The 13,325-nt window shown below is 67.7% G+C and carries 11 protein-coding genes; 9 read left to right on the top strand and 2 right to left on the bottom strand.

Annotated elements, in window-relative coordinates:
* Positions 1–343: 343 nt before the first annotated feature.
* The gene (locus VNR19_RS11235; RefSeq protein WP_325726774.1) at positions 344–1,735 is read left to right on the top strand and encodes a GH1 family beta-glucosidase; all 1,392 of its coding nucleotides are present in this window, start codon (positions 344–346) and stop codon (positions 1,733–1,735) included.
* Positions 1,736–1,754: 19 nt separating this feature from the next.
* Here VNR19_RS11235 and VNR19_RS11230 read toward each other — a convergent pair whose 3' ends face one another.
* Positions 1,755–2,219 carry a DUF3817 domain-containing protein gene (locus tag VNR19_RS11230; RefSeq protein WP_325034305.1) on the bottom strand — a complete coding sequence of 155 codons (465 nt, stop codon included), beginning with the start codon at positions 2,217–2,219 and terminating at the stop codon, positions 1,755–1,757.
* Between the two features lie 9 nt (positions 2,220–2,228).
* Positions 2,229–2,672: a MarR family winged helix-turn-helix transcriptional regulator gene (locus tag VNR19_RS11225; protein WP_325034306.1), complete on the bottom strand. Its 444-nt coding sequence runs from the start codon at positions 2,670–2,672 to the stop codon at positions 2,229–2,231.
* Positions 2,673–2,872: 200 nt separating this feature from the next.
* Between VNR19_RS11225 and VNR19_RS11220 the strand changes: the two genes are divergently transcribed.
* From VNR19_RS11220 to VNR19_RS11185, 8 genes are all read left to right on the top strand, one after another.
* On the top strand, positions 2,873–3,907 hold the full coding sequence (locus VNR19_RS11220) for a LacI family DNA-binding transcriptional regulator (RefSeq protein WP_325726772.1): 1,035 nt from the start codon (positions 2,873–2,875) through the stop codon (positions 3,905–3,907).
* 125 nt (positions 3,908–4,032) lie between these two features.
* A complete protein-coding gene (locus VNR19_RS11215) occupies positions 4,033–5,346 on the top strand; it encodes an ABC transporter substrate-binding protein (RefSeq protein WP_414684152.1) in 1,314 nt (437 codons plus the stop codon).
* Positions 5,347–5,418: 72 nt separating this feature from the next.
* The gene (locus VNR19_RS11210; protein WP_325034309.1) at positions 5,419–6,390 is read left to right on the top strand and encodes a carbohydrate ABC transporter permease; all 972 of its coding nucleotides are present in this window, start codon (positions 5,419–5,421) and stop codon (positions 6,388–6,390) included.
* A gap of 62 nt (positions 6,391–6,452) precedes the next feature.
* Positions 6,453–7,280 carry a carbohydrate ABC transporter permease gene (locus VNR19_RS11205; protein WP_325034310.1) on the top strand — a complete coding sequence of 276 codons (828 nt, stop codon included), beginning with the start codon at positions 6,453–6,455 and terminating at the stop codon, positions 7,278–7,280.
* A complete protein-coding gene (gene yicI, locus VNR19_RS11200; RefSeq protein WP_325726768.1) occupies positions 7,281–9,515 on the top strand; it encodes an alpha-xylosidase in 2,235 nt (744 codons plus the stop codon). It abuts the gene before it with no gap.
* Positions 9,512–10,978 carry a GH1 family beta-glucosidase gene (locus VNR19_RS11195; protein ID WP_414684151.1) on the top strand — a complete coding sequence of 489 codons (1,467 nt, stop codon included), beginning with the start codon at positions 9,512–9,514 and terminating at the stop codon, positions 10,976–10,978. Before yicI ends, VNR19_RS11195 begins: the two co-directional genes overlap by 4 nt.
* Before the next feature lie 200 nt (positions 10,979–11,178).
* Positions 11,179–11,811 carry an NAD-dependent epimerase/dehydratase family protein gene (locus VNR19_RS11190; protein WP_325726766.1) on the top strand — a complete coding sequence of 211 codons (633 nt, stop codon included), beginning with the start codon at positions 11,179–11,181 and terminating at the stop codon, positions 11,809–11,811.
* 120 nt (positions 11,812–11,931) lie between these two features.
* Positions 11,932–12,315 (top strand): DUF1304 family protein, encoded by a 384-nt coding sequence (locus VNR19_RS11185; protein WP_325726764.1) that lies wholly within the window; start codon positions 11,932–11,934, stop codon positions 12,313–12,315.
* Positions 12,316–13,325: the final 1,010 nt, after the last annotated feature.

Here is a 13,325-nt window from a genome sequence, read left to right as displayed (position 1 = left end):
AACCTCCTGGTTCAGAGCGGATGCGGTAGCAGCTCCACTCTGCCGGGAGGTTCTCGTCACATCAGGGAAGCCAGATCAAACAACCTCCCTGGGCAGTACAGCTAGACCGGATCAACGCACAAGGCCTGAGCCCGCCCACCGCGGCACCGCGAGGCACGCGGAGCCCCGGCCGGCCACGCGGGAGCGCCTCGCCCTCGTCGTCGGCCCCGACCGTGCGGAGCTGGGCCTTGCCGAAGCCGAGTGTCAGGGCCATGCTGAGGAATTGGTCGAGCAGCCGACTCGCTTCGGCAAGCCGACTCGCGACCTTCCGCCCATCCGCAGACCACGGGCAACGGAGGTTGACATGAGTGCCGATCGGAAATTCCCGGACGGGTTCACGTGGGGTGTCGCGACATCCGCTTATCAGATCGAGGGGGCGTGGAACGAGGACGGCGAAGGCGTCTCGATCTGGGACACGTTCTCGCACACCCCCGGGAACGTGAAGAACGACGACACCGGCGACGTCGCGAACGACCACTATCACCGGTACGCCGAGGACGTCGCCCTCATGAAGGACCTGGGCGCGAACGGATACCGCTTCTCGATCGCGTGGCCACGGATCTTCCCCGAAGGCACCGGCACGCCCAACCAGCGCGGCATGGACTTCTACAACCGGCTCGTCGACGAGCTTCTCGCCGCCGGGATCGAGCCGTTCGCGACCCTCTACCACTGGGATCTCCCCCAGACGCTGGAGGACGCGCACGGCGGCTGGCGCAGCAAGGAGACCGCCAAGGCGTTCGCCGACTACGCCGGCTTCGTCGCCGAGCAGCTCGGCGACCGCGTGAGGCACTACTTCACCATCAACGAATTCGCCTCATTCGTCGAAGCCGGCTACCAGGGCGTCGATGTGCAGGTCGGCGGCGGCAAGACGATCCACCTCGGCGCCGCACCGGCCGTATCCGTTTCGGATGCCGAGCTCAAGCAGGTGCGCCATCATGCCGTTCTCGGCCACGGGCTCGCGGTCCAGGCGATCCGCGCGCAAGGTCCGGAAGGCACGAAGGTCGGCTTCGCCGAGAACATCCGCGTCGCGGTTCCGGTCCTCGACACACCCGAGCACGTGCGGGCCGCCGAAGCCGCCACCCGCGAGCGCAACGCCGGATTCATGACCGTCATGATGGAGGGCCGCTACACCGACGACTACCTCGCATCGGCGGGCGGCACGACCCCGACCTTCACCGATGACGAGCTCGCCATCATCGCCTCACCCCTGGACTTCGTCGACATCAACGTCTACAGGCCCGGCTGGTACATCGAACCCGCCGACGAAGCGCCCGGCTACCGCGACGTCCCCATCAACGCGTCGCATCCGAAGATGCTGTCGAGCTGGCACGTGTTCGACCCCGAAGTCCTGTATTGGGCACCGCATCACATGCAGTCCATCTGGGGCGCGCAATCCATCTACATCACAGAGAACGGATGCGCCGCCTCCGACGTCCTCACCGCGGACGGGCGCGTCTACGACTCCGACCGTGTGATGTTCCTGCGCGCGTACCTCACGCAGCTGCAACGGGCGACCTCGGAAGGCATTCCCGTACACGGCTACTTCCACTGGTCCGCGCAGGACAATCTCGAGTGGATGGACGGCTTCGGCAACCGCTTCGGACTCATCTACGTCGACTTCGAAACCCTCGAGCGCACGCCCAAGCTCAGCGCCGATTGGTTCAGAGAGGCCGTGAGAAGGAACGCGGTCGTCTAGACCCGGCGCCTACCGTTCGTCAGTGTCGGCCGCCCGGAGGGCCGATGATCAGCAGCGCGACGTAGAGGGCGATGACGGCGAGGGCGATGAGGACCGCCAGCACCCATGGCCGGCGCAGGAACCACCGCAGCCATCGGTCATGCCAGCGAGCGTCTCGCGGGTCGGCGGTCTCTTCGAGGCGCCACTCCCCTACGAGACGGCCCGTGCGCTGCAGCCAGATCTCGGTGGGAATCGTCGCGTACGGGATGATCGCGCTCACGATGGCCACCGCTGCGGGCCAGGGGCGCCACCTGTTGTTCATCGCGACGAGGACCGCGGTCGCACCGTACGAGAGGAACACGAATCCGTGGATGCCGCCGCCGATCGTGGCCGCGATCGGCAGATCGGCGAACGCCCGGAGCAGCAGGCCGACGATGAGGAGCGTCCACGAGACGGCTTCGAGGATCGCCAGGGTCCGGAACAGGCGGAGCGGCGTGCGGAACATTCCTTCAGCCTAACTGAAGGATTCCGCGCTCCCGTCCGCAGCGTGCGGCGACAGCTCTTCGTGTGCATTTTCCAGCACCTCTGCCAGCCGCGGAGCCTCCATCTCGAACTGCCTGTCCAGGCGTGCGAGGCGAGATTCGGCATCCGCGAGTGCCGCTTCGCCGCGAGCCGTCGCCCGAAGGTCGGATGCGGCACCGGCATGTGCCGTGGCATCCTGCACCAATCCCTCATCCTGCAGAGCACGCACGGCTGTATGAGCCGTCTGCACGGTGATGTGCGAGAGGCGCGCGAGCTCCGAGAACGAGATCCCGGGTGACGCGTGGATGTGTGCGAGGAGCCCGTACTTGCGGGTGCTGAGCCCCAGGTCTTTGAGCACCGCCGACAGACGCGCCTCCCACACGCTGGAGACCGTGAGGAGCGCGAGCACGGGACTGGAGGTGGGGCGCTCGGGCATGACGCTTCATGCTAACCATCCACTCCGGCCCGCGAGGCCATCGGGCGCGCCCGGCCGGCCGGCGACACTCCGTCGGGCGCATGGGTTGCATCCCCCGCGGCCAGCACTTACGATCGCTTATCGAAGCGCTTCCGCGAAGCGCTTCGATACCACGAACGGCCGCTGCTCGCGCAGCACGATCCGATGACGACGGAGTCCCGATGGCGAAGATCGACGAAGTAGCCAAGGCCGCCGGCGTCTCGATCAGCACCGTCTCGTACGCGCTCAGCGGCAAGCGGCCCGTGGCCCCTGACACGCGCCGCCGCATCGAGAAGGCGGTGCGCGAACTGGGATACCGGCCGAATGCCGGCGCGCGCATGCTCGCCGGCTCGCGCACGCAGATCTTCGCGCTCACCGAGCCGCTGCGCAAGGACACTCACGCGCCGACGCACATGTCGTTCGTCCTCGCCACGGCCATCGCCGCCCGGCGGCACGACTACGACATCCTCCTGCTGACCGACGAAGAGGCGTCGGCGGGGATGGGCCGGGTCGCCGCGAGCGGTCTCGTCGACGCGATCCTCGTGCTCGATGTGGCTCCCGAAGACGAGCGGGTCGCCCTCTCGCGCGCGATCGCGACGCCGACGGTCTTCATCGGCGTGCCGAACGACCACGAGGGACTCGTGTGCGTCGACCTCGACTTCGAGGCTGCCGCCGCACTCGCCGTCGATCGTCTCGCCGACGCCGGCCACGTGCGAATCGGCCTCATCGGCCAGCCCGATGTGGCGTACGAGAAGTCGAACTTCCCGCCGCGCCTGCGCACGGCCGCCGAACGACGCGCGGGCGAGCGCGGCATCCGACTCTCGTGGCGCACATCGGGCCATACGCACTCCAGCCGTGGGCGAACGCGCAAGGCGACCGGTGAGCTCCTCGACGAGGGTGCGACGGCGCTGCTCATCCACGCGGCCGACGACGCGCACACAGCGGCGTTCGCCGAGATCGAAGCGCGCGGGCTGCGCATCCCCGAGGACGTGTCGATCATCTCGGTGGCGGCGTCCTTCGACACCGCAACGCTGTCGGTCCCCGTCGACACGATCCCGCTCATCCCCGACGCGTCGTGCGGCCTCGCCGTCGAGCTGGCGGTCCGCAGCGTGAGCGGTGACCACCTGGAGCCCGGCCTCCACCTGATCCCCCCGACCTACGTCGATCGCCGCTCGATCGCCGCGCCGGGTGCGCGGACCGAGACGCCGATCTCGTAGTCCCCTCCTGCACAACTGAAGACAGCCTTCTCTCAACTCGAAGCGCTTCGATTCGTCCGATGTCGGTCGAAGCGCTTCGACCCGGAATCCCCTCCCGCAAGGGACACCAGAAAGGAGTGCCGAGGATGGCACGCATGACACGGAAGACCACGAAGCGCGCGCTCGCGGTCGTGGGCTCGCTGGCGGTGGCCACGGTGGCCCTGACCGCCTGCGCGGGCGGAAGCGGCAGCGACAGCGACGGAGAGACGCTCAAGCTGTGGCACTACGAGGGCGCCGACAGCGCGATGGGCAAGGCGTGGGCCGAGGCCATCGAGGTCTTCGAGAAGGAGACCGGCGCGAAGGTGGAGTTCGAGGAGAAGTCCTTCGAGCAGATCCAGAAGACGGCCAGCCAGGTGCTCGACACCGACGCGGCGCCGGACCTCATGGAGTTCAACAAGGGCAACGCCACCGCCGGGTTCCTGGCCAGCACGGGCCTCATCAGCGACATCACGGATGCGGTCGAGGAATACGGCTGGGCCGACAAGCTCGCCCCGTCGCTGCAGACGACCGCGAAGTACACCGAAGACGGCGTCATGGGCGGCGACACCTGGTACGGCATCCCCAACTACGGCGAGTTCGTCGGCGTCTACTACAACCTCGACGCCTTCGAAGAGGCGGGCCTGGAGCTCCCGAGCACGTACGACGAGTTCGTGGACGTCCTCGACGCGTTCGTCGCGAAGGGCATCACGCCGCTGGCCGAGGCCGGCGCGGAGTACCCGCTCGGCCAGCTCTGGTACCAGCTCGCACTGACGAAGGGCGACCGCTCGTTCGTCGACGCCTACCAGCTCTACGAGGGGCCGGTCGACTGGCAGGGCCCGGAGATCACATACGCCACCGACACGCTCAAGGAGTACGTCGACAACGGCTACATCGCCAAGGACGTCTCCTCGATCAAGGCCGAGGACGCGGGTGTGTCCTTCATCAACGGCACCGCGCCGATCTTCGTGTCGGGGTCGTGGTGGTTCGGCCGGTTCGTGAACGAGGCGACCGGCTTCGACTGGACCTTCCAGGCCTTCCCGGGCGAGACGAAGCTGTCGCTCGGATCGTCCGGCAACCTCTGGGTCGTGCCCGAGAACGCGGCGAACAAGGATCTCGCCTACAAGTTCATCGACATCACGATGCGTCCCGAGATCCAGGCGATCATCGGCAACAACGGTGGCGTGCCGGTGGCGGCAGATCCCGCCGACATCACCGACGAGAAGAGCGCGGAGCTCATCGAGACGTTCAACGGGATCCTCGCCGATGACGGCCTGTCGTTCTACCCCGACTGGCCCGCGCCGGGCTTCTACGACGTCATCGTCCAGGAGCTGCAGGGCCTCGTGACCGGCTCGCAGGACGCGGCGACGACGAACGCGAACCTCGGCAAGCAGTACGAAGAGGGAACAGCGGACTTCCGCTGATCTCCTGATCAGAAGCGGGCGGGGTGCGCACCCGCTGGGGTGACGCCCCCGCCCGCCTTCGAGGAGCTGAACATGTCCGTTGACACCCGGCCGGCGCGCACGCAGCGCGCCACGCTGCCTCCCGAGCAGCCGTCGATCCCCCAGCGCAAGGGCGGCACGGGCGCCTACTGGCTCTACCTGATGCCCGGCTTCGCGCTGCTGCTGGTGATCGTCATCGTCCCGCTGGTGTGGAACGTGTATCTCACCTTCACGAAGTGGCGAGGCGTGCGCTCTCCGGAGTTCATCGGCCTGGAGAACTGGCAGAAGCTGTTCACCGACGAGGACTTCTGGACGTCGTTCGGCAACTCCGTCTGGATGATCCTCGCGATGGTGGTCATCCCCACGCTCGTCGGCCTGGTCGTCGCAGCTCTCTTGTTCGACGTCGTCGGCCGCAAGTTCGGCGGCAGGGTCGGCAGCTTCCTGCGCGCCACCTACTACCTCCCCCAGATCCTCCCGATCGCCGTGGCAGGCATCGTGATCGGCTGGATCGTGCGCCCCGGTCAGGACGGCGCGCTCAATCAGATCCTCGGATGGCTCGGCATCCCGCCCTACGACTGGCTCGGACAGATGCCGTCTGCACTCATCGTGCTCATGGTGGTCATGGTGTGGGTGCAGATCGGATACCCCGTCGTCGTGTTCATGGCCGCGCTCCAGCGAGTCGACCCCGAACTGTACGAAGCGGCCGAGCTCGACGGCGCGAACTGGTTCCAGCGGTTCTCCGCGATCACCATGAGCATCATCCGCCCGGAGATCTTCGTCGTGACCCTCACCTGCACGATCGCGGCACTGAAGGTCTTCGGCCCCGTCTATGTGATCACGCGCGGCGGCCCCGCCGGGGCCACCCTCGTTCCGGCGTATTACGCCTACCAGGAGTTCTTCACGAAGCGAAACGTCGGCTACGGCGCGACGATCGCGACGGTGCTCACGATCGTCGTCGTCATCGTCTCGATCGTGTTCATCCGCGTGCAGAACTCGATCGAGCGCAAGGAAAGGGCGGGTCTGTGATGGCTGCCGGAACCGTTCTCGCGCCCACCGCGAAGACCCGTGCGAGCCGAGGCCGCGGCGGAATGACGAAGAAGCGCGGCGTCGACTGGCTGCTGCTCGCGCTCGTCGTCGTCGGGGCCGTCCTGGTCATCGCGCCGTTCTACCTCGTACTCGTGAACTCGTTCAAGTCGCCCGTCGACTACGCGACATCCGGGCCCCTCGCCCTTCCGCAGGAGCTCGACTTCACGGGCATCGTCAAGTTCTGGGAGCGCGTGAACTTCCCGCAGAAGGTCTGGAACTCGATCTTCATCTCGGGCGTCGTCGCGGTGCTCGCCGTGGTCATCTCGATGCTCAACGCGTTCGCGATCGGGATCGGGCGCGTGCGCGGACGCACGTGGATCGTGCTGCTCTTCCTGCTGGCGAACCTCCTGCCGCAGGAGGCGCTCCTGTACCCGCTCTACTACATGTTCAAGTCGATCGGCCTGTACGACAACGTGTGGTCGGTGATCGTCGTGTTCACCGTCATCCAGGCGGCGTTCGGAACGTATCTGCTCTCGTCGGTGTACGGCACCTTCCCGAAGGAGGTGCTCGAAGCCGCATCGCTGGACGGTGCGAACCGGTGGCAGATCCTGTGGCGGGTCGTCTTCCCGATAAGCCGCCCGACCCTCTCGGTCCTGCTCATCTTCTTCTTCATCTGGACGTGGAACGAGTTCCTCATCCCGCTGACGTTCCTCGCCTCCAACGCCAACCAGACCGTGCCGGTCGCGATCAGCGTCCTGCAGGGCGACCGCCTCATGGACGTGACGACCACGAGCGCGTCGGCGCTTCTGGGCATCATCCCCACGCTCATCTTCTTCCTCATCTTCCAGCGCACCCTCACGCGCGGCATCACCGCAGGAGCAGTCAAGTAAATGAAGTTCACAGATGGTTTCTGGCAGCTGCGTCCGGGCGTCACCGCCCTGTATGCGCAGGAGGCCTACGACATCGAGGAGACGGATGCCGCGCCCGACGGCCCGGGGCTGGTCGTCACGGCGCCCACGACCGTCATCGCGAAACGCGGAGATGTGCTCAACCGCCCGGTCCTGACGGTCACGCTCTCGTCCCCCCTCGAGGGTGTCGTGCGGGTGCGCATCGCGCACCACACGGGCGGAAGCCGGCACAGCGGCTTCGCGCTGCCCGGGGCGCGCACCGGCGTCGGCGTGACGGAGATCACGGATGCCGCGGGCACACTCACGACGGGCGCGCTGACCGCGCGCATCGCGAAGGGCGCGCCGTGGGACCTGTCGTTCGAGGCGAACGGGAAGCGCCTCACCGGCAGCGCGGGGCGCGCGGCCGGCTACATGAAGCTCTCGCCGGGCGCCGCGGTCGATCCCGGCATCGCGGGCAACGCGCGCATGGAGACCGGCATCCCGCATGCCGACCGCTTCGTCCGCGAGCAGCTCGACCTCGGAGTCGGCGAGCTCGTGTACGGTCTCGGCGAGCGCTTCGGCCCGGTCGTCAAGAACGGCCAGAGCGTCGAGATCTGGAACGCCGACGGCGGCACATCGAGCGAGCAGGCGTACAAGAACGTCCCGTTCTACGTGACCTCGCGCGGCTACGGCGTGCTCGTGAACGACCCGGGGCACGTGTCGTTCGAGGTGGGCTCGGAGGCCGTCGAGCGCGTGCAGTTCTCGGTGTCCGGCGAGATCCTCGAGTACTTCGTCATCGCGGGCCCGACTCCCGCCGACGTGCTGGGCCGCTACACGCAGCTCACCGGGCGTCCGCCCGTGGTACCGGCCTGGTCGTACGGCACGTGGTTGAGCACGTCCTTCACGACGTCCTACGACGAGGCGACCGTGAACTCGTTCATCGACGGGATGACCGAGCGCGACCTGCCGCTGTCCGTGTTCCATTTCGACTGCTTCTGGATGCGCGAGTTCAACTGGTGCGACTTCGAGTGGGACCGGCGCGTGTTCCCCGACCCGGAGGGCCAGCTCGCGCGCCTGCACGAGCGCGGGCTGCGGGTGTCGGTATGGATCAACCCGTACATCGCGCAGCGCTCGCCGCTGTTCGCGGAAGGAGTCGAGGGCGGGTACCTCGTGCGCCGCGCGGACGGCTCGGTGTGGCAGTGGGACCTGTGGCAGGCGGGCATGGGACTCGTCGACTTCACGAACCCCGCGGCGGTCGAGTGGTATCAGTCGAAGCTGCGCGCACTCGTGGAGCAGGGCGTCGACACGTTCAAGACGGATTTCGGCGAGCGCATCCCGACGGACGTCGTGTGGCACGACGGCTCCGACCCCGAGCGCATGCACAACCTGTACACGCAGCTGTACAACAAGGCCGTGCACGACGTGCTCGTCCAGGCGCGCGGTGAGGGCGAGGCGGTTCTGTTCGCGCGCTCTGCGACGGCCGGCGGCCAGTCCATGCCCGTGCATTGGGGCGGTGACTCGACCTCGACGTACGCATCGATGGCGGAGACCCTGCGCGGCGGGCTATCGCTCGCATGGAGCGGGTTCGCGCATTGGAGCCACGACATCGGCGGGTTCGAGGGTACGCCGGATGCGGACGTGTTCAAGCGCTGGACGGCATTCGGCATGCTGTCCTCGCACAGTCGCTTCCACGGCTCCGACTCGTACCGCGTGCCGTGGGCGTTCGACGAGGAGGCGGTCGAGGTGACGCGCCTGTTCTCGAAGCTCAAGATGCGCCTCATGCCGTACCTGTATGCGCAGGGACTCGTCGCGGCCGAGACGGGGGTGCCGGTCATGCGCCCTATGGCGCTGGAGTTCCCCGCGGACCCGGCGACCGGGCACCTCGACCGCCAGTACATGCTCGGTCCCGATCTGCTCGTCGCTCCGGTGTTCTCGGCTTCGGGAGAGGTGTCCTTCTACCTGCCCGCCGGCACGTGGACGCATCTGCTCACCGGCGAGAAGGTCACCGGCGGCGGATGGCGCACGGAGACCCACGGGTTCGACTCGCTTCCGCTGTACGTCCGGCCGGGGGCCGTCCTGCCGTGGGGCGCGCGCGACGACCGTCCTGACTACGACTATCTCGATGGGCTCGCGCTGCGGGTGTTCCCCGGCGGCTCCGGCACGGCGTCGGTGCGCGTCACGACACCTGACGGACGCTCCCAGGTGTTCGAGGTGGACCGCGCGGAGGTGACAGAGTGAGCAGCGTGACTTCCGAACACTCCGGCATCGTGCAGGGCTCGCCCGACTTCCGTGACGCGGGCCTCGTCTTCCCCTCCGACTTCACGTTCGGGTCGGCCACGGCGTCCTACCAGGTCGAGGGCGCCGCGGCGGAAGACGGCCGCCTGCCTTCCATCTGGGACACCTTCAGCCACACGCCCGGGCGCGTGTGGAACGGCGACACCGGCGACGTCGCGTGCGACCACTATCACCGCTGGGAGTCCGATCTCGACCTCATGCAGTCGCTCGGGCTGCACGCGTACCGGTTCTCGATCGCTTGGCCCCGCATCGTCCCGACCGGGCGGCTGTCCGACGGCGTCAACCAGGCCGGGATCGACTTCTACTCGCGGCTCGTCGACGGGCTGCTCGAGCGCGGCATCCGTCCCGTCGCGACCCTCTATCACTGGGACCTGCCGCAGACGCTCGAGGACGCCGGCGGGTGGCCGGTGCGTACGACTGTCGATGCTTTCGCGGATTACGCGGGAGTCGTGGGTGCGGCGCTGGGCGACCGCATCCACACGTGGACGACGCTCAACGAGCCATGGTGCTCGGCCTACCTCGGGTACGGACAGGGCGGGCACGCGCCGGGCCGGCACGAGCCGGCGGCGGCGCTGGCCGCGGTGCACCATCTGAACCTCGCCCACGGCAAGGCGCTGCAGGCGCTGCGGGCCACCTCGACCGGCTCGCCGGAGTACTCCGTGACGCTGAACTTCCACGTCCTGCGCGGCGAGGGCGACGGGGCAGCCGAGGCGATGCGCCGCATCGATGCGCTCGCGAACCGCGCGTTCACCTCGCCGATGCTGCGCGGCGTCTACGACGAGGACCTCCTCGCCGACACGTCGTCGGTCACCGACTGGTCCTTCGTGCATGACGGCGACCTCGCCACGATCAACCAGCCGATCGACGTGCTGGGCGTCAATTACTACTCGACCGCCACGGTGCGCCTGTGGGACGGCGTCTCCCCCAAGCAGATGAACGACGGCCACAAGGCCGCGGCGGGCGGGACCGCATGGCCGGGCAGCGACCGCGTCGTCGAGTTCGTGCAGCAGCCCGGACCGTACACCGATATGGGATGGAACATCGCGCCCGAGGGGCTGCTCGACCTCCTCCGCTCGCTCAGCGCGCAGTTCCCGCACCAGCCGCTCATGATCACCGAGAACGGTGCCGCGTTCGCCGACGAGGTCGCGCCGGACGGCTCGGTGCGCGACCCGCTGCGCGTGGACTACCTGCGCCGGCATCTGACCGCCGCGCATCGCGCGATCGAGGAGGGCGTCGATCTGCGGGGGTACTTCGTGTGGTCGCTGCTCGACAACTTCGAGTGGGGCTACGGCTACGCGAAGCGGTTCGGCATCGTGCGGGTCGACTTCGACACGCTCGAGCGGATGCCGAAGGCCTCGGCGCATTGGTTCCGGCGGCTCGCCCAGACCGGCGTCCTTCCCGCGTAGGGGCGCTTCTCCTCGCGGGCTCCCCGCTCAGGTGACCGCCCCCCTGTTCCCGCCTTACCAGGGCGTCACGCGCAGGTCGATCTCGCCGGACGGCCAGTCGCCTCCCCGGACCGGGAAGATCAGCAGCGGGCTGTCGGACGACACCACCGCTGGGGCAAGCGCGAGCCGGGTGATTCGGGCCCGTGACCTACGATCGGGGCATGCGCGTGTTTCTGGCCGGCGCCAGCGGCGTGATCGGCACCCGGCTCATTTCCCTCCTGCGGCAGAACGGGCACACCGTCGCAGGCCTGACCCGCACGCCGGCCAAGGCGGCAATGCTGAACGAACTGGGCGCCCAGCCCGTTGTGTGCGATGTCTTCGACGCCGCGGCGCTCACACGTGCGGTCGTCGACGCTGCTCCGGACATCGTGATCCACGAGCTCACCGACCTGCCGGACGATCCGGCGAAGATCGCGGACTTCCGGGAACGCCACGCCCGGATCCGGATCGAGGGCACGCACAACCTCGTGGCGGCCGCGCGCGAAGCAGCGGTTGCGCGACTGCTCGCACAGAGCGTCGCGTGGCCGATGGCACCGGGGCCGGGCCAGGCCGCCGTCGACGAACTGGAGAGATCGGTCCTCGCGTACGGCGGACTCGTGCTCCGCTACGGCCAGTTCTACGGCCCGGGCACTTTCCATGTTGATGAGCCGCCCGCAGGACCGCGAGTGGAGATCCAACGTGCCGCGGAGGCGACGGTCGCGGCTCTGCATGAACCGACCGGCGTGCTGGTGATCACGGATGAGGGGGCGGTGCGGGCGGACGCCGCGGTCGTACCGGCTGCGAAGGAGAACTGATCATGTGCGGAGCCATGACGGGCACTGCCTTGGTCGGGCGACCGTAGGCATCTTGTCTGCGTGGAGGGCGGAGTCCTACTCTTCCGCTGAAACACCGCGCCTCGGAAGCGGAGGCAGAGAATGAATGTCATCAGTCAGGTGATCGCTGGGCTGACTGCGCTCGCGCTGATCGGCATCGGAGTGCTCGAGATCTTCTTCCACAGCGACCGCCGGTTCTACCGGCTCTTCCTCATCGAGCCACACGACGTCCCGGCGGTGCGCATGTGGGCGATGAACATCGGCGCCTACAACATCACGTTCGCACTCGGCATGCTGCTCGGACTCTGGCTCATCGACGGCGCCGACGCGGCTGTGGCCGGCACCGCCATCGTGATCTTCTGCTGTGTGGCGCAGTTCCTGCTCGGCATCTGGCTGTGGGCGACCGAGAAGCGCCTGTGGCTGAGCGCGATAGGACAGGCGTTGTTCCCTGGCCTGGTCGTGGCGTTCTGGCTGTTGCTTGATTAGCGCGCGGTTGCGCCGGCGCTCAGTACACGGCGTCGCCGCAATCGGCACGGATCTCTCGCCTCCCGCTGAGTTGTGCGTCGGATCTCTTCTCGTCCTGGGGTGCGCGTCTGCGGCGCGCCCCAGAGGTCCAGCGAGTGATCTCGCTCAAACGAGCGCGAGGGTCAGCGCTGCGCGGCGAACGAACCGACGAGCAGTCTCGCCTGCGGGAGCGGAGGAGGGCGCATCCGGCCGCGACTCGGTCAACTCAAGAGGCGACTCGCGCCGCCGGTCAACCACAGGATCCCTCCTGTGGAACCGGTCGGCGCGAGTCCAGTGGTTTCATGTGCCGATTGCGTAATCTGTGCCAAGTAATTTGACGCGTGCCAACTTCAATGTGGTGAAAAGCCACCTACCGTGACGGCGCACAAGAGACTGTGCGCCGTCACAGTAGTTGGCACAGAATCGGCACAGTTGGCTCAAGGGACGACTGAAGCCGCGCGGAACCTTGCGAATGGCGTTGCGTCACAGTAGTTGGCACAGTGCGGACGACTAAGTGAGACCGCGCTGGATGAGATCGGGGAGCGGGCCCTCGAGGTGGCGCTGTCCTACGCGGACAGCAATCCGGTCCCGAGTTGGTCATCCTGTCGATGGCGCCGGGTCGGCCTCAGCGTCCATGCGGAAACGCCTCGCGATGGGCGGCGCGTCGGCCGTTCAGGTGGTCGACGACGAACTCGTCGGCACCGACCTGGGCCTAACGGTCGCGGGCTGAGCTCGGCGCAGAACTTCGCACTCGTCGAGGAGCTCGCGACGGGCTCGGAGCGGCAGTGGGCGCGTCGCGTTCGACGACGGGGATGTACCGCAGTCGTACCAGGTCAGGCAGCCGGGTGTGTGGGCGTGTCAAATGGTGTGTGTAAGGGGTGGGTCTCCTTACGAAAGGAAGCACACTGTTGGCTATCGACAAGGCGTCGCGTGAACAGCGGCGCAAGGCTCAAGCAGAGGGCGCTCAGCGTCTGATCTCGTCCGGGGTGATG

The sequence above is a fragment of the Microbacterium sp. genome (genome assembly GCF_035556355.1).
Classification (GTDB): Bacteria; Actinomycetota; Actinomycetes; order Actinomycetales; family Microbacteriaceae; genus Microbacterium.
This window is presented reverse-complemented; position numbering and strand designations above follow the sequence as displayed.

What these genes read in the sequence shown, in the direction of transcription:
- VNR19_RS11220 (WP_325726772.1), top strand. Translation starts at nt 2,873, where the DNA reads ATGGCGAAGATCGACGAAGTAGCCAAGGCCGCCGGCGTCTCGATCAGC.
- VNR19_RS11210 (WP_325034309.1), top strand. Translation starts at nt 5,419, where the DNA reads ATGTCCGTTGACACCCGGCCGGCGCGCACGCAGCGCGCCACGCTGCCT.
- VNR19_RS11190 (WP_325726766.1), top strand. Translation starts at nt 11,179, where the DNA reads ATGCGCGTGTTTCTGGCCGGCGCCAGCGGCGTGATCGGCACCCGGCTC.
- VNR19_RS11230 (WP_325034305.1), bottom strand. Translation starts at nt 2,219, where the DNA reads ATGTTCCGCACGCCGCTCCGCCTGTTCCGGACCCTGGCGATCCTCGAA.
- VNR19_RS11185 (WP_325726764.1), top strand. Translation starts at nt 11,932, where the DNA reads ATGAATGTCATCAGTCAGGTGATCGCTGGGCTGACTGCGCTCGCGCTG.
- VNR19_RS11215 (WP_414684152.1), top strand. Translation starts at nt 4,033, where the DNA reads ATGGCACGCATGACACGGAAGACCACGAAGCGCGCGCTCGCGGTCGTG.
- yicI (WP_325726768.1), top strand. Translation starts at nt 7,281, where the DNA reads ATGAAGTTCACAGATGGTTTCTGGCAGCTGCGTCCGGGCGTCACCGCC.
- VNR19_RS11205 (WP_325034310.1), top strand. Translation starts at nt 6,453, where the DNA reads ATGACGAAGAAGCGCGGCGTCGACTGGCTGCTGCTCGCGCTCGTCGTC.
- VNR19_RS11225 (WP_325034306.1), bottom strand. Translation starts at nt 2,672, where the DNA reads ATGCCCGAGCGCCCCACCTCCAGTCCCGTGCTCGCGCTCCTCACGGTC.
- VNR19_RS11235 (WP_325726774.1), top strand. Translation starts at nt 344, where the DNA reads ATGAGTGCCGATCGGAAATTCCCGGACGGGTTCACGTGGGGTGTCGCG.